15 protein-coding genes and 1 pseudogene are annotated in these 20,295 nt (G+C 45.4%); 5 read left to right on the top strand and 11 right to left on the bottom strand.

All coding sequences use genetic code 11. The features are described from left to right. Position 1: 1 nt before the first annotated feature. Positions 2-979, top strand: coding sequence for a 1-phosphofructokinase (gene pfkB / locus FTW16_RS03990; protein WP_146490133.1), 978 nt, complete (start codon positions 2-4; stop codon positions 977-979). A 15-nt stretch (positions 980-994) separates the two neighbouring features. After that, the gene (fruA, locus tag FTW16_RS03985) at positions 995-2,737 is read left to right on the top strand and encodes a PTS fructose transporter subunit IIBC (RefSeq protein WP_102307020.1); all 1,743 of its coding nucleotides are present in this window, start codon (positions 995-997) and stop codon (positions 2,735-2,737) included. Between the two features lie 129 nt (positions 2,738-2,866). On the opposite strand, the gene FTW16_RS03980 is transcribed toward fruA, so the two are convergent. The 10 genes and pseudogenes from FTW16_RS03980 to yghU form a co-directional block, all read right to left on the bottom strand. Then, positions 2,867-3,922 (bottom strand): helix-turn-helix domain-containing protein, encoded by a 1,056-nt coding sequence (locus FTW16_RS03980; protein ID WP_146490132.1) that lies wholly within the window; start codon positions 3,920-3,922, stop codon positions 2,867-2,869. Next, positions 3,919-7,086: an efflux RND transporter permease subunit gene (locus tag FTW16_RS03975; protein WP_146490131.1), complete on the bottom strand. Its 3,168-nt coding sequence runs from the start codon at positions 7,084-7,086 to the stop codon at positions 3,919-3,921. The genes FTW16_RS03980 and FTW16_RS03975 overlap by 4 nt, the downstream gene beginning before the upstream one ends. Then, complete coding sequence (locus tag FTW16_RS03970) at positions 7,083-8,258, bottom strand: efflux RND transporter periplasmic adaptor subunit (RefSeq protein WP_146490130.1); 1,176 nt, start codon at positions 8,256-8,258, stop codon at positions 7,083-7,085. The genes FTW16_RS03975 and FTW16_RS03970 overlap by 4 nt, the downstream gene beginning before the upstream one ends. Then, positions 8,248-9,175: pseudogene (locus tag FTW16_RS24865) on the bottom strand (ABC transporter six-transmembrane domain-containing protein). Before FTW16_RS24865 ends, FTW16_RS03970 begins: the two are co-directional and overlap by 11 nt. A 254-nt stretch (positions 9,176-9,429) precedes the next feature. Next, positions 9,430-9,753 carry a DOPA 4,5-dioxygenase family protein gene (locus FTW16_RS03960; RefSeq protein WP_017079771.1) on the bottom strand — a complete coding sequence of 108 codons (324 nt, stop codon included), beginning with the start codon at positions 9,751-9,753 and terminating at the stop codon, positions 9,430-9,432. Positions 9,754-9,979: 226 nt separating this feature from the next. After that, positions 9,980-10,786: a metal ABC transporter permease gene (locus tag FTW16_RS03955; protein WP_146490129.1), complete on the bottom strand. Its 807-nt coding sequence runs from the start codon at positions 10,784-10,786 to the stop codon at positions 9,980-9,982. Further along, entirely contained in the window at positions 10,786-11,691 is a 906-nt protein-coding gene (locus tag FTW16_RS03950; protein WP_146490204.1) for a metal ABC transporter solute-binding protein, Zn/Mn family, read from the bottom strand. The genes FTW16_RS03955 and FTW16_RS03950 overlap by 1 nt, the downstream gene beginning before the upstream one ends. Positions 11,692-11,707: 16 nt before the next feature. Beyond that, complete coding sequence (locus FTW16_RS03945; protein WP_146490128.1) at positions 11,708-12,844, bottom strand: hypothetical protein; 1,137 nt, start codon at positions 12,842-12,844, stop codon at positions 11,708-11,710. Between the two features lie 271 nt (positions 12,845-13,115). Then, positions 13,116-14,342 carry an NAD(P)/FAD-dependent oxidoreductase gene (locus FTW16_RS03940; RefSeq protein ID WP_146490127.1) on the bottom strand — a complete coding sequence of 409 codons (1,227 nt, stop codon included), beginning with the start codon at positions 14,340-14,342 and terminating at the stop codon, positions 13,116-13,118. A 225-nt stretch (positions 14,343-14,567) separates the two neighbouring features. Continuing rightward, positions 14,568-15,425 carry a glutathione-dependent disulfide-bond oxidoreductase gene (yghU, locus tag FTW16_RS03935; protein WP_146490126.1) on the bottom strand — a complete coding sequence of 286 codons (858 nt, stop codon included), beginning with the start codon at positions 15,423-15,425 and terminating at the stop codon, positions 14,568-14,570. A gap of 284 nt (positions 15,426-15,709) precedes the next feature. Between yghU and FTW16_RS03930 the strand changes: the two genes are divergently transcribed. Next, positions 15,710-16,054 (top strand): YajD family HNH nuclease, encoded by a 345-nt coding sequence (locus FTW16_RS03930; RefSeq protein ID WP_017060876.1) that lies wholly within the window; start codon positions 15,710-15,712, stop codon positions 16,052-16,054. A gap of 136 nt (positions 16,055-16,190) precedes the next feature. Here FTW16_RS03930 and FTW16_RS03925 read toward each other — a convergent pair whose 3' ends face one another. Further along, complete coding sequence (locus FTW16_RS03925) at positions 16,191-16,571, bottom strand: NADH:ubiquinone oxidoreductase (RefSeq protein WP_146490125.1); 381 nt, start codon at positions 16,569-16,571, stop codon at positions 16,191-16,193. Between the two features lie 594 nt (positions 16,572-17,165). Between FTW16_RS03925 and FTW16_RS03920 the strand changes: the two genes are divergently transcribed. Continuing rightward, entirely contained in the window at positions 17,166-18,404 is a 1,239-nt protein-coding gene (locus FTW16_RS03920) for an OFA family MFS transporter (RefSeq protein ID WP_061017387.1), read from the top strand. A 57-nt stretch (positions 18,405-18,461) separates the two neighbouring features. Continuing rightward, positions 18,462-20,126, top strand: a complete 1,665-nt coding sequence (locus FTW16_RS03915; RefSeq protein ID WP_146490124.1) for a VRR-NUC domain-containing protein — start codon at positions 18,462-18,464, stop codon at positions 20,124-20,126. Positions 20,127-20,295: the final 169 nt, after the last annotated feature.

The raw sequence follows: 20,295 nt of genomic DNA, 5'->3' as shown, positions 1-20,295 counted from the left end.
TATGTCTGATAAACAAATCAAAGCCGTTACCGTTACGCTAAACCCTGCTCTCGACCTAACTGGCGCTATCGACGCACTTAACGTGGGTTCAGTGAGCTTAGTTAACAAAGGTTCTCTTCATGCTGCGGGCAAAGGCGTAAACGTAGCAAAAGTACTTTCAGAGCTTGGCGCGAAAGTGACCGTAACAGGTTTCCTTGGTCGCAATAACGAAGAAGCGTTCTGCCAACTGTTCGAACAGATGGGCGCAACTGACCGCTTTATCCGTGTCGACGGCGTAACTCGCATCAACGTAAAACTGGTAGAGAACTCAGGCCAAGTAAGCGACATCAACTTCCCAGGTGTTCCTGTTAATGCTGACGCGATTAAAGCGTTTGAAGAAACCTTGTTAGAACTGGCTGAAACACACGATTACTTCGTGATTGCAGGCAGCTTGCCACAAGGTGTATCGCCAGAGCTTTGCGCTTCTTGGGTACAACGCTTGCGTGACCTAGGTAAAAAGGTGCTATTCGACAGCAGCCGTGACGCACTTAAAGCCGGTATCAATGCACAACCTTGGTTAATTAAGCCAAACGATGAAGAGCTTTCTCAGCTATTCAACGCAGAACTGACAACACGTGACCAATGCCAACACGCAGGCCAAGTTCTGAGTGAAAAAGGCATCGATAACATCGTGGTATCACTTGGCGCAGAAGGCGTGATGTGGCTAAACCAAGGTGAATGGCTACATGCTCAACCACCGCGTATGCAAGTGGTAAGCACAGTAGGCGCAGGTGACACATTAGTCGCAGGCCTGTGTTGGGGTCACATGCAACAGATGCCAAAACCAGAACTTATCAAATTCGCCACTGCCCTATCTGCTCTAGCAGTTTCACAGGTAGGCGTGGGCATCACCAGCCAACAAGAGCTGGAATCAGTACTACAAAATATCCAATTACAGTCGCTTAGTGCTCCAACTAGCCAGTTAGACACAAGCAAATAGGACAAAAGGTTTATTATGAATATTACCATTATCACAGCTTGCCCTAGTGGCGTAGCAAACAGCATCATCGCCGCAGGCTTGTTAGAGCAAGCGACAAAAGCACTGGGTTGGAACGCCGCTATTGAATGTCAATCAAGCGTCCTACCTGACTCAACCGTATCGCAAGACACTATCGACAGCAGCGACGTTGTGGTTATCGCAGCCAACACAAACGTTGATAAAGCGCGCTTTGTCGGTAAGAAAGTGTACCAAGCAGCTATCTCTGAATGCACAGCGGATGCAAAAGCATTTCTAGAGAAAGCGGTAGCAGAAGCAACAGTACTGGACGCTTCTCAAATTGAAGAATCGATCCAAGTTACTGGTACTTCTCCAGCAACAGGCAGCAAAAAGATCGTAGCGATTACGGCTTGCCCAACTGGCGTTGCACATACCTTTATGGCAGCTGAAGCGCTTGAAGCAGAAGGCAAACGCCTAGGTCACCAAATTAAAGTGGAAACTCGCGGCTCTGTAGGTGCGAAAAACCAACTGACTGACCAAGAAATCGCAGACGCTGATCTTGTTATCATCGCTGCCGATATCGACGTTCCTCTGGATCGTTTTAACGGTAAAGCACTGTACAAAACAACGACAAGTCCTGCTTTGAAGAAAACAAAGCAAGAGATGGAAAAAGCGTTCGCAGAAGCTAAACCATACCAACACACAGCTTCTTCTAATTCAGCACCTGCTGACGAGAAGAAAGGCGTGTACAAGCACCTAATGACAGGTGTTTCTCACATGCTTCCTGTGGTGGTTGCGGGTGGTTTGATCATCGCTCTTTCTTTCGTATTCGGTATCGAAGCGTTTAAAGAAGAAGGCACACTAGCAGCAGCACTGATGACTATCGGTGGTGGTTCTGCATTCGCACTGATGATCCCTGTTCTTGCTGGTTTCATTGCATTCTCTATTGCTGACCGTCCGGGTCTGGCTCCAGGTCTAATCGGCGGTATGTTGGCTAGCTCAACAGGCGCAGGTTTCCTAGGTGGTATCGCAGCGGGTTTCATTGCCGGTTACGCAGCGAAATTCATTGCCGACAAAGTTCAACTTCCACAGTCCATGGAAGCCCTCAAGCCAATCCTGATCATTCCGTTTATCGCGAGTTTGTTCACTGGTCTTGTGATGGTTTACATCGTGGGTGGCCCTGTTTCTGGCGTGATGAGCGCAATGACCACTTTCCTAAACAACATGGGAACGTCTAACGCGATTCTTCTGGGTGTGATTCTAGGCGCAATGATGTGTTTCGACCTTGGTGGCCCTGTAAACAAAGCGGCTTACACGTTTGGTGTTGGTCTACTGGCTTCGCAAACTTACGCACCAATGGCAGCAATCATGGCAGCAGGTATGGTTCCAGCTCTAGGTATGGGCCTTGCGACTTTCCTAGTGAAAGACAAGTTTGAAGCAGGCGAGCGTGAAGCGGGTAAAGCATCATTCGTTCTTGGCTTATGCTTCATATCTGAAGGTGCAATTCCATTCGCAGCGAAAGATCCAATGCGTGTTATCCCAGCTTGTATGGCAGGTGGTGCACTAACTGGTGCTCTATCAATGATGTTTGGTGCTCAGCTTATGGCTCCACACGGCGGCTTGTTCGTACTACTGATTCCTGGTGCTATCTCTCCAGTTCTTATGTACCTAGTGGCGATTGCAGCAGGTACAGCAGTAACAGGCTTTGGTTACGCAGCTCTTAAAAAGATGAGCAGCGATAAAGTGACAGCAGAGGCTTAATCCCCCTACTCTGTTTAGATGACAAACAGAGACTCTTGATAAACTGTTCCTTGAAACAGAATAAAGGCTCCTCATTTGAGGAGCCTTTTTATTGGAATTAGCTAACAAACTGAAACGCTCGGTCTGGTGTTACTTTTCTAATGTCGCTAAAACGGGCAACTGGAATGAAAACGTCACGCCTTCGACATCATCCGTATCAATCTGACGAATCATCTCTACCAAATAACCTTGCACATCTAACTTCAAACCTTGTTGTTCAACTGCCTTAAACAGAGCTTCTAAAGCCGTGCTGTAAGCCACATCCGAAACCAGATAAACGTCGCTGCATAAGTAGTAGCCTTCAGGAATGGTCATATCGTAACGATCTTTCGCGACTTGCCAATTTCCAATTTCAGCGTCGATGTCGTCCCACTTATTATTCATTTGCTTGATCGGCGTGGTGCCCATCAAATGCGTCGATTTCTGACCATAGATTTCAAATACCGTGTCCCAATCAGGATCTTCCAATTTAAGCTTTTGCATGCCCCGTTCTGGGTACCAAACCAGCTCGATCGGCATAGACTTAACTAGCTCTTTTTCCATCGAAGACTGCACACCTGGATGTGCCAATTTCTGGATGAAGTCTGCCGTTTCCTTAGGTGTCGCGTTATAACCCATTTCTCTAATATGTTTCGCAGTAACACCAAGCTCGCGCTTAAGCGCCTTACCTAATGACTGCGACGATGAGTAGCCACAATACTGAGCAATTTCAATCACGCTCCACGGCTCGTCGTTGATCAACAAACCCACCGCGATTTGTAATCGAACACGACTCAGGTACTGACCCGGAGTTTCGTTAAACAGCTCGGTAAACTGACGATGAAAATGATAGGGCGAAATCGCGCTCTCGGTTGCTATTTCTTCCCATGTACGACGCTCACCCCACTCTTCATGCATTAAGGTCAATGCATGCGTAAAGCGTTTTTGAAGGTGCTCTGGCAAAGATTCAATCAATGTAATCTCAGGCACCAGCTTAAAAGCTGGCTCTAAATGCAAAGCAGGTTTGTTCTCTTGCGTCATACAGTCTTGGGTCTCAGGTACATTAGCTTTAGTCTTACTGTCAGCTAACTTCGCCGAACTGGATAGCTTTATTGAATTGGACAGCTTAGCTTCACTATCGTCTTTGTCCTTTATAAAATCAATCACGAGCGCTCCAAAGTGAGCTCTTCTAATGAATCTTGCTCGCCCAGTTCTTTTTCAATTCGATTTTCAACCAACGGCGGCTTGCGACAAAACAAACCAAGCAGCACCGGAATCAAAATCAGCGTTACTGCAGTAGCAAACAGTTCACCAAACACCAGTGATACTGCCGCTGGTTTCAAGTATTGCGCCTGTTCTGCGGTTTCGCTTAGCAATGGCAACAATCCACACACAGTGGTAATGGTGGTTAAGAAAATCGCTCTCAAGCGGCTGGTACCCGCAATGACTAACGCTTGCTGTAACAGTACGCCTTGGCGATATTCAGCATTAAAACGCGTGATCAGCACCAACGAATCGTTAATCACGATCCCCGTCATGGCCATCATGCCGAACATCGAAAGAATGCTGATTGGCAAGTCCATCAAGTAGTGACCAAAAATCGCACCTGCAAAACCAAACGGGATGACAGCCATAATAATCATCGGCTGCCAGTAGGATTTCAAAGGTACGGCCAACAAGATATAGATCATCAGAAGCGTCAGGATCATCGCCGATTTAAAACCATCCGACACTTCCCCTATCTCTTCAAATTCCCCACCCGCTTTGATGGTGACGCTTGGATATTGTAGGTGCAGAGACTCAATCGTCTCTTCAAGTTGCTCACGGGTCTTCTCTGGTGATTGCAGGTCGCGGTTTTGCTTCCAATAGAGGTTGATCACTTGCTCTCGGTCACGGCGGTAAACCACTTGCGGCTCTTGCTCGTGACGGAACTCAGCGATATCCCCCATCATCACACTTCCGCCATTAGGTAACATGATAAGAGCCTGTTGTAGCTGAGCTAAGGTTCTGCGATCATCCCTTGTATATTGCAGCAGCACCTTGGTCTCTTGCCCGTTTTCTAACAGGCGATGCACTTCTCTTTCGCCAAACGCTTCGCCTGCTAGCTGTGCCAGCTTCGCTTGAGTTAACCCTAGTTGCTGACCATATTGATTCAGCACTAAGCGAACTTGTGGTAAACCATCCTGACCATCATCGTAAACATCTGAAACGCTTTTTAAGGACGCTAGAGTATCTGCTAGCTGTTCACTGACACGAGACGCCAACTCACGATCGTTGGAAGAGATCGTTAAGAATGTGCCACCAGCTGGTTCTTCTGCTGCGCTGAATTTGGCCGAGTAAGCCCCTTCAATTTGCCCAGTGCTTTCTCGCCATCGCTTCAGCAGTAAGTTACCCGGCAATAAGCTTAAAGATTCATTGGTAAGCTCGGCAGTGACTTCAATTTCCCCATAACCATCCGACCACGCAAGTAGGTTCACCACGGGCTTTTCTTGTAATGGGTAATCGTCCATTAAGCCTTTCTCAACCTCTGTCATCGCTTGCTCTACTTGCAGCAAAGCTTGGCGCTGCAGTGGCAACGGCGCACCGTCTTCCAGTTCAATAACAGCCGTGATGTAACGCCCCGGAATTTCAGGGAACAGCGCACTTCGAATAGCCCCATTTGACCACATACCATAAGCCAGAGAGATAACCGCCACAAACCCAAGCAAAGATGCCACTTTGTAGCTAAGTGCAAACTCCAATACCGGCTTATAGATGTTGAGATTAAACCACTGTAATCCACCTTGAGCGGCATTCTGGCCCTTGGCGAAGATACTTGTAGATGGTTTTTTCACAGAGAGCTGAGCTAAGTGTGACGGTAGAATAAATTTGCTTTCGATGAGCGAGAAGATCAAAGCGAAGATCACCACGGCCGAAAACCCAGCAAGCACCTTAGCCAGTTCATTGTTAATCCATAGCATTGGAGAAAATGCAGCAATGGTCGTCAGCACACCAAACACGGTTGCCACTGACACGGAATGCACGCCCTGCCAAGCGGCTGTCTTTCCGTTTACATTAGAGGGGCCGTTTCTATTTAAATGACCAGAACTACTTCCGTGCCCCGTCCGTTTTTCATGTATCGCTTCACCCACAACTACGGCATCATCCACCAACACGCCGAGTACCAAGATAAAACCAAACAAGGTGATGTCGTTGATGCTGTAATTAAACCACTGCATTGCGGCGAGTGTTCCTGTAAGCGCAATCGGAATCCCCATCGCGACCCAAAACGCGAGCCTGATTTCAAGAAATATCCCAAGCAAAATCAGTACAATTAGCAAGCCTTGCCAGGCATTTTCACTCAAACGAAACAGCTGTTCTTCAATGTAAGGCGCCATATCAGCCATGGTATTCAGATCTATATCCGACGGCAGAATCGCACGTTGTGCATCCAATGTTTCGCTGATCGCTTCACTGACTTTAAGTAGATTATCGGTTTGGCTAGTACTGACTAGTAAAGCGATGGCGTTAGAGCCGTTGTTACGCACGATAGAGCCGCTGTATTGGTAGCCACGGGTTAGCTTGGCGATGTCTCCCAAGTGTATTTTTCCGTTACTCCCAGAGATAACGACAAGTTGATTGAGCTTCTGCAAATCATCGGCATAACCGTCACCACGAATCACCATTCGGCCTTTGTCACTTATTAGCTCGCCGCTACGAGACTCAAGCGAACGCTGCTCAACTAAACCTGCCAGCTCCTCCAAGCTCAGCCCTAATGCTTTGAGTTGGTCAGGAGTTGGCTCGATAACCAACTGAGGCGTTCGAGTTCCCCAGTTTGATACCTTCGAAATTTGAGGGTTCTTCTTTAACGCTTGCTCAAGTTGCTTGGCAATAGGTTGTAATTCGTCATCGGTTCTTGGACCTGATACCACCACAAACGCGGCTAAATTGGTAAATTCATTACGCACCACTTGCGGTCTTTCTGCTTGCACAGGAAAGCCATTGATGGCGTTAACTTGGTTACGAATGTCATCCAACAGCTTGTCTAAATCTGTACTGCTGGTTTTACGTACCACGACTCTAGACACGCCAGCACTCGATTGGCTGGTGATCTGTTTGATGCCCGCAATGCCGCTGATCGACTCTTCGATTCGTTGAGTCACGCTCTCATCAATCTGTTGTGCAGTACCGCCAGGATAAGCCACGGTAATACTGATTGATGAGGGTGCAATTTGTGGAAACGACTCGACACGTAACTGACCAAACGCCAGTACGCCACTGATAACAATCGCCATCATCAACAAATTGGCAGCGACTGGATTGTTAATGAACCATTTTGTCATCCAACTCATTGATTTGACTCCTTCATCTGTTCGGCATCAGATTTTCCCGCGAGCATGGTTCCAGAATGGATTTCATTGAATCTAGGCGCGACTTGTTTACCGATTAACATCGAAGAAAGTGGATACTGCACCACGCGACGAGCCTTATCACTTCGATCATTGAAGCGAATATCAAGCTCCTGACTGCCTTGCCCAATAAGCGTTACCGACTCTTTTCGTAGGCGATCTTCTGTGTCCAATGTCCACACATACCCGTCTCGGGTCATCGCACTCAGAGGTATGCTTACCACATAATCTTGTAGACCGAGGTTCACCACAGCTTGAACCTGCTGATTAGGGAAAAGCCTAGGCTTATCGTGGTAAGGATTTTCAACCGACAGCACTACTTGTCTTTGGCGAGTCACCGAATCGACTTCTGGCGACACATAGCGCACCTTCGCCGGCCATTGGTTCCCAGAACGACTCACGATACGAATGCTCGGCTTAACTAAGGCAGCTTGTACTTGTTGCCAATGCAATTCAGATATTGGAAGCTCGATATCAATCGAATCACTGGCGGCTAACTCAAAGGTCACTTGCCCCGCCTCTACCCACTCTCTTGGGCTAATGTGGCGTTTCATGACGACCGCATCAAAAGGCGCCGTGATCACTGACTCTTCCACTAGCTTCTTCGCACTGATATAAGCATGTTGTGCTTGTTGCAGGTTGGCTTTCGCAGCAAGCACTTGGGGTTCCCTGCGCGCAAAGGACGAACTTGTTTTTGGGTTGAGCATCTTGAGCGCGACGGTTTGTTCATGCTTAGCCTGTTTCAATTCCAGCTCCGCTTGCTTTAACGCACTCAACGCTTGCGTCAGGTTCGCATCAACGGCGCTGGTGTCTAGCCTCGCCAACACATCGCCCTTAGTCACTAATTGTCCCGGTTCGATGTTTTCATTCAGCCATTTTAGTTGCGCACTACTCGACGTTTTAAGTTGAATTGGCCAGCGAGCAGCGGTTAAGCCTAGTACCGTTAACGTCGATTCGTGCTGCGAAGGTGTGACCTCCAATACAGAAACCGGTACCAGTACTGCTTGTTTCTTCACAGGTTCCGCTGCCTCGGGTTCCAATTCATCGACAACAACCAAGGCGACAAAGATAGCCGCACAACCGACTAATACCGAAAGTGGCTTTTTAAACTTCATAAGGCATCTCCTTGGTAGCCTGTTGGACAGAGGTATGATTGAGTCGCTGACTGATTTCAGTAAGACGAGAAAGGGTTTGAAGCGTAATTGGCAGCATCACTGCAGTTTCAACAAACTCCAGTGAATAAGTAACGATAGAGAACACTTGCCCTGCGGTCGGCTCGATAAGCTGACTCACCATCCACAAATTGCCGACTACGGCACCAAACAAAACGGTGAAGAGCAGTCCGTAGACAATCGCCTCGGTGTCTGAGAGTTTGATTTCACACTGTTTAAGTCGCTCAAAGTGCCAACGAAGCGCAGATAAGCGAATGCCGCTCAACAGTTGAACCTGCTGTTCGACTTGGTCGTTAAATTGGCCCATTAAGCCGCGTGAAGGTTCGGTGGAACAAACCATAGATGGCCAGCATCGACAGCCCTGCAAACAACATGCAAAGCGCCAGTGAGAAATGGAATGTGGAGAGAATCACCACAGTCGCAACAAGCTGTACCACTGCCGTCATCAGAGCAAGTAAATCGTCTTCTAAGAAATCAACCAGCTCACGCGACATGGTGAGACGAGCGTCTTTGGTTGATACAGATAAGCCACGCAGGTTTCGCTCCACGATATTTGCCAGTTTTACACGAATAGCACCATACAAACGGGTGTCGTAGAAGCGACGAACCACGCTTAGAATGACCAGTACAAAGAGAATCAGTGCCAGCATCATCAAAGGCTGGAAGCTTTGGTTTAAGACGCCGTCGATGGCGTAACCAATAAACAGCGGCAACAGAATAAGCATCACGTTTTCCGCCAGAACCATTAACCAAGTCGCGGCGACCTTTAATGGGTTAAGCCGAATAATCGTTAGCAGAGAGATGGGATGTTTGAATAGCATTATTGAGCCCATAAATGAATATGGCGTCAGTATTACCAATCCGACATAGAAAAAAGTGTCCCAAATTGCTGTATTAGAAATAACACGCAACCCAAAGGGAAATGGCTCCAGTAAATGGAGTGTTTGATGTATTAGCTAACTGAGGAATCGCAGAGCATAATTGAGGATCAGCAGGAAAGATTTATAATTGAAGGAGGATATTTTATTTGGAGAAGAATCTGAGAGCTACGCCCGACAGCAGCGATATTTACTAAGTACGTTGATTAGGTACGTACTGTCGGACGCGAATTAAATTAGCTAGTCAGCGTTTCTTCAAAGACACCCAGCTCACGACCAAGCCAAATCGCGCGTACTGTGTGATCCAAAGTTTCTTCGCCACCGGTTACCGGGTGAATAAGCACCGACATATCACCGCGTTCTTGCTCCAACCACTCAACAATGCCCGACTCTTTGTTCGCAAAATGAATCTCAAACATCGGCATCTTATGCGGGCCAACCAAGCGCTGTATTAATGGGAAAGTCTCTAATACATCTTTACGCTCAGATAGAATCTTTTGACGCAGTGTTTCTGCTTGCTCTGCAAATCGCAGAGGGAAATAGATATGACCGTGGTACATGGCACCATCCTTTAGAATTATGATGATGCGATTTTATACCTAAATAGCCTCCAATAGCTAAATCTAAATATAATATGCCAGTACCACCTGTTCTATAGAAATGAACGGTTTCATGCCCACGGTCTTTCGCTCTACCTTCGATATGCTTACAAACTATATACCTTGAGCTATCAAGCTCAATGTCATCAGTCATCAGTCATCAGTCATCAGTCATCAGAAGAGTAGCCTAGTCAGTTCGACATATATGTTCAGTTCGGTTAATTCGCAGGTATCGAAGAAATAATGACACCGTATTAAATATTACCCCTGCAAGAAACAACGTAATGACAATGCTGGCGCCACTCGGTAAGTCATAATAAGCCGACACCGCTAAGCCCGATAAAATACCGACAGTGCCAATCCCAATACTCGCGATAAAGAACTGAACACCTTTATACGCAGCTGCACACAACGCGGGAATCACCAGTAACGCAAACTCCAAATATATACCAGTCAGCTTTACGGTGATCGGCATCAAAATAGCAAAGATAAGATAAAAGCCACTACCCTGCATAAATTCAGGCTTTACGCTAATTAACACCAACATCGCGGCCGTGATTATTGCCAATGGCCAAACGTCATCCCAGGTAGACCACAACAGCTGCCCGTTGAGAATGCCTTGAATAAAATCGGCACCATGAGGATCTTTGCTTACCAGTAATATCGCTAATGAAGCCGATACCACAAACAAACTTCCTATCATTGGTTCTAAGTGTTGTTTGTAACGCTTTTCCATTAACGCAATTAATCCGCATAGCAACAATGACATGACCCACGGGCCAATCATCTCTGCAAACCAAGAGCCGCTAAACAGTGCATATCGGCTCAACCAATATTGACTCAAAGCAGCGCCAAGGGCAGCCACTTGCGCGACAGCGAGATCAATAAAGATGATCTGGCGTTTGAGGACTTGCTCTCCAAGCACGATGTTACCGACTAATGCAATCAAACCACACAATACGGCAGGTGCCAGCCAGCTATATTCCATCCACATCACGAGCTCTTAGGTGTTTCTGAATCGACCAATGTATCCAACAGATCATCAATCACTTGATCGTACATCTCGTCTAAGCTCTGTCCTTCTGAAACTGAAAGTGGTAACTGAACCATAGGTTTACCGGTTTGTTGATTGAGCCAATTAGCAGGACGCTTATCTTGATGTGATGAATACACAATCGCATCAAACGAAGCAGGATCCAACTTAGTCAATGACTGCAAATGCGACGTAGTCGGTGATATCCCAGGCTTTGGTTCTAAATCAGCAATTTGCGCCATATCTAGCCAGTCAAAGAGGTAGCGATACGTGGCATGATAACCGACTACTTTTTTACCTTGTAACGGCTCAGCTTTGGTTTCCCACTCTGCCAATTTATTACGCCAGTTGGCACGAAACTTCATGCCATTTCGCATGTAGATATGTGCATTGTCAGGATCAACCAGTTGTAAACGTTTGGTGACTTCTCTGGAGATAGGAATCATATACTCAGCAGCAAACTGAACATGTGGATTTCCATGAGCGTGGATGTCTCCCATGCTCCGATCTACATGTTCATGGGTATCAAGCATACCAACCATACCGCTTGCGTATAACATGGTTGGCGCGCTATCTTGAACCACAGGATTACCACTGCGTACTTGCAACATTGGCAACCAGCCTACTTCTAATTCAGACCCCGAGCACATCGCCATATCTGCTTGACGCATTTTGGCAATAAGTGACGGTCTTGCTTGAACATAGTGCGGGTCTTGTTTAGCCGTAGTCGCCGAGTAGATGTTGGCATCAGGAGCGTGACTGTGAACAAGTGCTTGCCATTCAGGCTCACAAACGAAAATATTCAACGCCATTGCAGGCGAAGATACAATTATAGATGAGGATACAATGGCAACACCTGCTGCCATTGTAAGTAGAGATTTCCTAGAATGCATGAGCACCGTGCGCCCCAAAGGTCATCACATACTGAAGGGTAAATACGTTATCTGTCTCTTTACTTTGGTTTTCAACACGAGAGTATTGCGCTCTAACTGTACCAAAATGAGATGAGTCCCAAGCGATCATTGCATCCGCTTCTTTGTCGTTCATTGCAGTAAAGTGCATGTGGTCACCATGTGCGTGTCCATCATAGCTTTCCGCTTCACCATAGCGCAGGCCAGCAGACCAGCTTGGGCTGAATCGGTAAACACCCGATACATAATAGCCTGCTAGCGTATCTGGTGATTCCGCATCATTTTTGTATTTGTCATCAACGATGCCATCCAACAGCATGTACTCAGCTGCAAGCGTGAAGTTTTGGTATTTGTAGTTACCGTTTGGAGCCCACTTCCATACAAAATCAGCACCGTATAAGTTTGAGCCCGTTACCGCTGCGCCGTGGCTATGATCGTGGTCATGGTCATGCCCGTGATCATGGTCTCCAAACTCACGAACTTTCCCGTTTTCATTTCGTAAGTAGCTCAGACCAAACTGCCAGCTTGATGACTCTGAAAAGTCGTCACCCAGCTTAAGAGTTGTAGTGTAAACACCAACGTCAGAGCCATCATCAACAGAAGACATCTTGCTACCACTTAGCGCTTCAACACCAAACTTCACATACAGATCTGTAGGAAGAACGATGTTCGCACGAACACCATCATCGTAATAATGAGAGCCTAAGAATGTGCGGTAAGCCGCAGGACGCTCAACAAAGCTATCAGTATGCATATGTTGGTTATTCAGGTAACCAAAATCTGATAGGAAACGACCACCTCGAATGCTTAAACCGTAAGGCATCGTCAGTGTTTCAATGAAAGCTTCTTCGAGCAGTAATTCAGTCTCATCATCGTGAGTTTCAATAACTGTAGTCAAAGAGCCATAAAACTTGTCATCAATATTCGCAGACATGTTGAGTTCGGTATGGCCAAGACCAAAGCCTTCGTCACGCTCCGAGTTATTACGCTGTCCGTCCTGATAGTAACCATCAAGTACAACGCCAATTTGTGGGTTTGACAGCGTATCAGCAAAAACAGGGGCAGAAAGAATGCTACCAATCGCTAGAGAAACCAATTTTTTATTCACTGTATTTTTCCTTTTATAATACTCACCAAGAATTTAGTTGGTACGTTATAACATAACAATTAATTCTTGGAAAACAAATTTTGATCATTAACGAGAAGTAAAATTGTTGTTTTAGGGGGAGCTTTAGAATCTGTATCTATAGGAAAGTAAACTCGCCACGATTGAACAACCGGAGCGATCTCTAAAAAAAACGCCACACTCAATTCTGAGCGTGGCGTTTTATAAGGATGAATCAGTTTGAGTATTGATTCCTAGAACAAATACCCGATGACTAAATCTTTTTACTGTATGGGTTTAGTGCGCATTTAAGTCTCTTTAAGACGACTAGTGCTGTCACTCTGCCCCAACTAAACAAGACTCGCTGATGCAAACGGAAAATAGTGTCGTAAAGGTTTCGTACTAATCTACCCCGCAAAAGTACTCTGTCATTCATGAGAGCACCGACTGCATAGTCATGCCCAACCGCTACCAACATGCCTCCATCGTGGAAAACAAAGGGCTGTAACGCCTTGCCTTTCGCTAAACGCTTGAACTGCTGAGCCAAGTGACCTGCGGCTTGATTCGCAGCTTGAGCTCTTGGTGGAACAAAAGAACCATCCGGTTGCGGACACTCTGCACTATCACCAATCACAAAAATATCGCTATCGTTGGTCGTTCTTAGTGTCTGCTCAACGACTAATTGATTGATTCGATTCGTTTCTAAACCGTCTAATTCACTTAGCCAATCCGCACATTTAATACCAGCAGCCCATACTTGCAGATCTGCTGAAATAACCTCTTCTTCTGAAGTGACTAATTTCGCCTCTTCTGCTCTTTGAATTCGAGTCCCAGTTCTAACGTTAATGCCTTGTTTTACCAGAGCTTCATGAACTCGTTTCGACATACATTCTGGCCCAGCAGGTAACACGCGTTCTGCCGCTTCAATTAAGGTGATTTCAAGGCTACCTTCCTGGCGATAACGCTGTAGCTTGGCGCTCACTTTTACCAGCTCAGCCGCCAGCTCAACACCAGTTGCACCTGCGCCAACAATTGAAATTTTACGCCGACTGCTTGATCTCAGTAGAGGGTTGATTTCCTGCCAAGCTTTCTGTGCTTGCCCTGCTGAATCGAGGAATAAACAGTGTTCACTGACACCTTCTGTTTTAAAGTCATTGCTGATAGCACCTACAGCGATAACGAGATAGTCGTATTCGAGATCTTGAGTCGTACCGCTAAAGTGGTTCAACTGGATAACTTTGTTAGCACGCTCTAAGCCACTCATTGAAGCTTGAACGTAAGTGTAGCCATTACAAGATGCATGCTGGAAGTAGCTAACAGCGTCGAGCTCTTCGTCGAATGTTCCTGCTGCGATTTCGTGCAAGCGCGGTTTCCAGTAGTGATGTGACGACGGCTCAACGAGTGTCACATCATAACGTTTGTCACGACCTAAACGCGTAACCAATTCAAGGCCAGCAGCACCTCCACCAACCACAACAATTTTTTCTTTCTGTTTCAACATTCGCTTACCCACCATGCCAAAAGGCAAAATCTTTCTGATGGAGCGCATTATATTTATAACAGAATTAATGATAATCCCAATTTAAATAAAATCACTTTTACTAATTTGTAATAATAACTTTAAATTTGAATCAATTTGCCAAGTAACAGGATCAAAAAAGCGCCATATACAAAACGATACATGGCGCTTCCTATCTAACGATATATAGAACTAACTATATCGATATTACGGCTTTAGTTTCAAAACTTTATCAATGTCTTCCGCAGAATGGCGCTCTGGTACTTGCTCCCACTCTTCGCCAAATGAACGGTTAACCACTCGACCTCGTTGGAAGCCTTCACGCGCTTCTAGTTGCTTCGCCCAGCGCACAACGTTGGTGTAAGACTCAACCTGTAGGAACTCAGCAGCATCGTAGATTTTGCCAAGCACAAGGTTGCCATACCATGGCCAAATCGCGATATCAGCGATGCTTAGCTCTTCACCTGCCACAAATGTGTTATTAGCGAGTTGTTTATCTAACACGTCTAGCTGACGCTTAGCTTCCATCGCAAAGCGGTTAATTGGGTACTCTTGCTTTTCATCAGCGTAAGCATAGAAATGGCCAAAGCCTCCACCTAGGAATGGGGCTGAACCTTGTGCCCAGAACAACCAATTAATGGTTTGTGTTCTTGCTGCCCCTTCTTTTGGTAAGAAGTGACCAAATTTTTCAGCTAAATGCATCAAGATAGATGCCGATTCGAAAACATTAACGTCTTCATCACCCGACTTGTCGACAAGCGCTGGTATTTTAGAATTTGGATTCACTCCAACAAAGCCGGATGAGAACTGATCAGCCTCACCGATGTTGATCAAGTACGCATCATATTCAGCTTCTTCAACACCCGCCGCTAACAACTCTTCCAGTAAGATAGTGACTTTTTGACCGTTAGGTGTGCCGAGAGAATACAATTGAAAAGCATGGTCACCAACAGGAAGCTCTTTATCAAAGCGAGCTCCAGATTCAGGACTATTGATGTTTGCCCACTTGTTACCACCAGCAGTATCGTTAACCCAAACTTTTGGCGGAGTGTATTGTTCTGACATGATATTTCCTTATTAATATAGGGTCTCACAAACTGATATTAGGTCACATGCCTGTGGTTAAAACCCCTGAATACGATTTATTTTCAAACTGTTAAGCATGGCTTATTCCAGAAAGACATAACCCGCTTAAGCGTTAGTGTGTAGAAGGTAGGTCTGTATTCAAACTTCAATCTAATATCGATAAATCCACCGCATCATTTAGCCATGATTTTACGAACGACATACCAACAGCTTCAAGAAAGCTGTGATAAAATCGGGATATTACAATTGATAAGGATTTGGCAATGTCTTCTGATTTCACAGGTTCGAGTGCAGCGTATGCTCGCCAAGAGAAAGGCTACCGCGAAAAAGCACTAAAACTGTACCCTTGGGTTTGTGGTAAATGTGCGCGTGAATTTGTTTACTCAAACCTCCGAGAGCTTACCGTTCACCACGTGGATCACGACCATACAAACAACCCTGAAGATGGCAGTAACTGGGAGCTACTGTGCCTATACTGTCACGATCATGAGCATTCAAAATACACTGATCATGAGCGTTATGGTGTGGATGCAAAAGCGAGTTTAGATGATCATCAGTCAGCAACACACAACCCGTTCGCCGATCTCGCTAAGATGATGAAGAAGTAAACGTTCTTCATCAAGGATTAATAAACAAGAAACCCCAGTACGTCACCATACTGGGGTTTCTTTTATCTGCAGCCATATAGACTATCTCTGGATCAAAAAAGCCTTCCGAAGAAGGCTTTTTAAGAATCAAATCGAATTATGCTGCCGCTTGTTTGCGAGACTCTTCTACCTGTTTAGCGCGCTTTTTCATCGTCAGTTTATCGCGGTATGCAAACCAAACATAAGACACAACCACTAAGAAGAACAGGTATGACAATGAGAAAATGAACGGCGATTGAATGATATCGTTCGAGATACCCCAAGAAACACCGATAACCGTCACTGCAATCTTCGCAAAAAAGCCACACATCAATAGCACTAATGCCAACTGTGGGAAACGCGTGCTGCGGAATGCAAGCCAGTAACAACTGCCTACAGCCAATGCCGCAACGTAGAAGCCGAACAAGAAAGAATGAATATGATCAGCAGCTGCTACACCACCAGTAATCGACATCAATAGAATTAAAAATAGTTTCATAATACTCGCCTCGTAATAGACTAGAAACGCATCCTTTCATTTTTGGAATCTCAGTTTACGTACTATTTTCCCACTTTTTCCCAACAACACAACCCCTCAGATCGAACAAAATGTAAGCAAAAGCACCCACAAAAACCACCATTAACAACTAGTTAACATCCCATTTCTAATAGAACTCCGTTACTCCTTGTCTCATATGAAAAAAGCACTACTTCGATTTATTTTGTTACACAAATTTAACCTTAGAAATTAATTAAAATTATTTGCAACTCTGTGATATCCGCACGGAATACGAGTCTACTAAAAAGTGATCACCTCGAAATCCCAGGAATAATTGGGTGACAGGGCGAAAAAGAACAAAATAGAAAGGTGTTAAAAACATTTTGAAAACCAATGAAAAACAACCCATTAACAAACTAAATTTAATTTACCAAAAATGGAAAAAGAGATTCCAATCACATTTTTATTGGTTATAATCCGCGCTCTTTTGCGCCATCTGTTGATAAACGCAAACTAATTTTGAAGAAACAATCACAATAACCCGTCTTTAGTTAAGTGGCTCTCCACTAACCGATGACAAAACTGAGAATAAAAATGAGCAAGATTGATAAAGCAACACGTATCCTGCTAGCAGGCTTCTGTATCAACCTTTGTCTTGGCATCCTGTATGCTTGGAGTGTATTTAACAAAGCGCTAGTAACTGAAGCTGGTTGGAGTGCTGCTGAAGCATCTTCTCCTTACGCTATTGCAACTATCACATTCTCTGTTTGTCTTCTTGTTGCGGGCATCCTACAAGACCGTATGGGTCCACGTAAGATCCTTATCCTAGGTACAGCGCTTACAGGCCTAGGCATGATTGCTTCTGGTTTCGCTACAACACCTATGATGCTGAACATCACGTTCGGTGTTATGACAGGTGCAGGTATCGGCTTCGGTTACGCATGTCTTTCTCCATCAGCAATGAAATGGTTCCATTCTTCTAAGAAAGGTATGGTTAACGGTCTTATCGCAGCAGGCTTCGGTCTTGCAGCTATCTACCTAGCACCAGTAACTTCTGCGCTAATCGACAGCATGGGTATCCAAACTAGCTTTATGATTCTTGGTGTTGGTGTACTTGCAATCGCAGTACCTCTAGCAGCAACAATCAACAACCCACCAGCGGATTACACGCCAGCTGAGCCTAAAGTAAAAGCAGGCCAAGCTCCTAAAGCGGTTAAGAAGACTGAAGACCTAACTTGGAAAGTAATGCTGAAAACTCCTCAGTTCTACTCTCTATGGATCATGTACGCGTTCGCTGCATCTGTTGGCCTAATGATCATCGGTAACATCACTACGATTGCTAGCGTTCAAGCTAACCTGCCAAACGCAGTTTACCTAGCGTCTATCCTTGCAGTATTCAACTCAGGCGGCCGTGTTGCTGCGGGTATGCTTGCAGATAAAATCGGTGGCGTACGCACTCTACTTCTAGCGTTCATCCTTCAAGGCGCGAACATGGCTCTATTCGCTACGTTCAACTCTGAATTCACGCTAATCATTGGTACGGCTATCGCAGCTGTTGGTTACGGTACGCTTCTAGCAGTATTCCCAACACTTACAGCTGAATTCTACGGCCTGAAAAACTACGGTACTAACTACGGCGTGCTTTACACGGCATGGGGTATCGGCGGCGCTATCGGTGCAGCAGTTGTTGGTTTCTCTATGGCAAACGGCGAAGGTTACGGCCTAGCTTACACAATCTCTGCAGTTATGATGGCGGTGTGTATTGTTCTAGCAATCATCACTAAGCCAATCTCTGAAGCTAAAGTTGCTGAACTAAAAGCATCACAAGCTTAATCATCAGAAAAGATTGAATTTGTTACTGAAGAGCTTAACCTTAGGGTTAGGCTCTTTTTGTATCAAGCGACTTCTCCATTGACGACCGAAACCACTCTTCAGCTCTCCCCTACTTACTATCTCGACAACTTCAATCGGCTGGTTGAACACACTCAAACACTCTACCCCGATCTTTTGAGTGACGAAGAATTCCGTTGGTTATCTGAATACAAACGTCTTTCAATTGCTAGTCGGTGTTTAATGGTTCGTTTGCTTTCTCGCAAGGGCTGCTGGTTTCGAAGTGATAAACTCAGCTATGTTGAGATTCCTGATTTAAATAGTGCACTACGAGAGTTAAACACCTCTGGCTTCATTACGTTAAGTCACCCTACTAACAAACATGACTTGGAAATCACTCAGATCGAACTTGGATTGCACCTGCTCACCAAGCCTGAACTGCTATATGTATTCCCGTCTCTTAAGAACAACAAAACTGCTAAAAAAGACCAACTGTTAGCGTTCCTTGAACCACAAGCTTTTGAGCAGTTCCAAACTCTACCCTTCGACTGTATTTACGTGGTCGAATCCGAAGTAATTGATGTATTGCTGATTCTCTTCTTCGCCAATACTTACCAAGACCTAAGCCAGTTTGTGTTAAGTGACCTTGGACTCAACACCTTCGAGAACTATCCATTAAGCAAGCAGCGCCGCTTCTTCACTTCCAGAGATCAACTCAATCAATTGCTCCAGATACGCGATATTCAACGCTTGTATTCAGAAGGAGACCGCAAAGACGGTGAGTTTTTTGAGCAACTTTTACAGTCGATACCAGCAGAATCAGAACACAGAAGCATTGCTAGAAAACGATCGCGATTGATCAATGACCTCGCACGTGACCTAGAAAGGCTTAACCAAAATGACCAAGCTGTTTTTTGGTTCAAGCAATCTGCACTTCCTCCGAGCAGAGAGCGACTTGCGCGCATCTATGAGAAGCAAGATGAATTAGACTCAATGTGTGACATTGTCACGCAAATGCAAGCTACTCCATTGGATGTGTCAGAGCTTGAGGTCGCGGTTAAGCTTGAACAGAGGTTATTACGGAAACAGGGCCACAAGGTCCCTCGCCCTTCAAAGCCAAGTTGCGCGCAGATAAAACTAGAATTGGACCTCAGCCAAACGCGAGTCGAGCTCGCGGTAAAACAACATTTTGAAAGCCAAGGTTGGGATGTCTACTTTTCCGAAAACAGCTTTCTATGTGGTTTGTTCGGTTTGGCTTTCTGGGATGTCATTTTCTCTGATGTCGAAGGTGCTTTTATCAATCGTTACCAGCATCGGCCATTGGACTTGTATCACTCAGACTTTGTAGACAAGCGAGCCGAGCAAGTTAAAGCTGTTTTTCAGACGATATCCAAACATGGGCTGAACCATTTGCTCGATATTTGCGATGAAAAGCAAGGCATCGCCAATCCCTTTGTTCATTGGAATCATTTCCCTAAAGTACTCATCGAACACAGTATGGAAGCTATTCCTAGCGCCTTGATTATCGAACTCTTCAAAGTCTTATTGAGTGACTTAAAGCTATTTAGAACCGGGATGCCCGATTTGATTGCGTTCAAAGACGAAGGGTTTCATTGGATTGAAGTCAAAGGCCCAGGAGATAAACTGCAAGACAACCAATGGCGCTGGATCAAAGAGTTTGAGCGATTGTCCGTCCCTTTCTCTGTTTGTTACGTCAATCAATGAGTCTTACTTTTGGCTCATGGCTGTGAGCTCTTGGCACTTGAATCTAGCTAGGTCTAAGCCTTAATTTCCGAGCAAAAGCGAGTGACATGCATCGACAAGTTACTCAGTCCCATCAAGATCTTATCTATAAGATTGTTAGAACATGAGCATTTTCAATCATTTTCGATAT

Origin of the sequence: Vibrio sp. T20 (genome assembly GCF_007858795.1) — a bacterium.
Taxonomy (GTDB): Bacteria; Pseudomonadota; Gammaproteobacteria; order Enterobacterales; family Vibrionaceae; genus Vibrio; species Vibrio satsumensis.
This window is presented reverse-complemented; position numbering and strand designations above follow the sequence as displayed.

Bases quoted from the DNA above. Each gene is read 5' to 3' on its own strand.
- pfkB (WP_146490133.1), top strand. From the start codon at position 2: ATGTCTGATAAACAAATCAAAGCCGTTACCGTTACGCTAAACCCTGCT.
- fruA (WP_102307020.1), top strand. From the start codon at position 995: ATGAATATTACCATTATCACAGCTTGCCCTAGTGGCGTAGCAAACAGC.
- FTW16_RS03975 (WP_146490131.1), bottom strand. From the start codon at position 7,086: ATGAGTTGGATGACAAAATGGTTCATTAACAATCCAGTCGCTGCCAAT.
- FTW16_RS03970 (WP_146490130.1), bottom strand. From the start codon at position 8,258: ATGAAGTTTAAAAAGCCACTTTCGGTATTAGTCGGTTGTGCGGCTATC.
- FTW16_RS03960 (WP_017079771.1), bottom strand. From the start codon at position 9,753: ATGTACCACGGTCATATCTATTTCCCTCTGCGATTTGCAGAGCAAGCA.
- FTW16_RS03955 (WP_146490129.1), bottom strand. From the start codon at position 10,786: ATGTGGATGGAATATAGCTGGCTGGCACCTGCCGTATTGTGTGGTTTG.
- FTW16_RS03950 (WP_146490204.1), bottom strand. From the start codon at position 11,691: ATGGCAGCAGGTGTTGCCATTGTATCCTCATCTATAATTGTATCTTCG.
- FTW16_RS03940 (WP_146490127.1), bottom strand. From the start codon at position 14,342: ATGTTGAAACAGAAAGAAAAAATTGTTGTGGTTGGTGGAGGTGCTGCT.
- yghU (WP_146490126.1), bottom strand. From the start codon at position 15,425: ATGTCAGAACAATACACTCCGCCAAAAGTTTGGGTTAACGATACTGCT.
- FTW16_RS03930 (WP_017060876.1), top strand. From the start codon at position 15,710: ATGTCTTCTGATTTCACAGGTTCGAGTGCAGCGTATGCTCGCCAAGAG.
- FTW16_RS03925 (WP_146490125.1), bottom strand. From the start codon at position 16,571: ATGAAACTATTTTTAATTCTATTGATGTCGATTACTGGTGGTGTAGCA.
- FTW16_RS03920 (WP_061017387.1), top strand. From the start codon at position 17,166: ATGAGCAAGATTGATAAAGCAACACGTATCCTGCTAGCAGGCTTCTGT.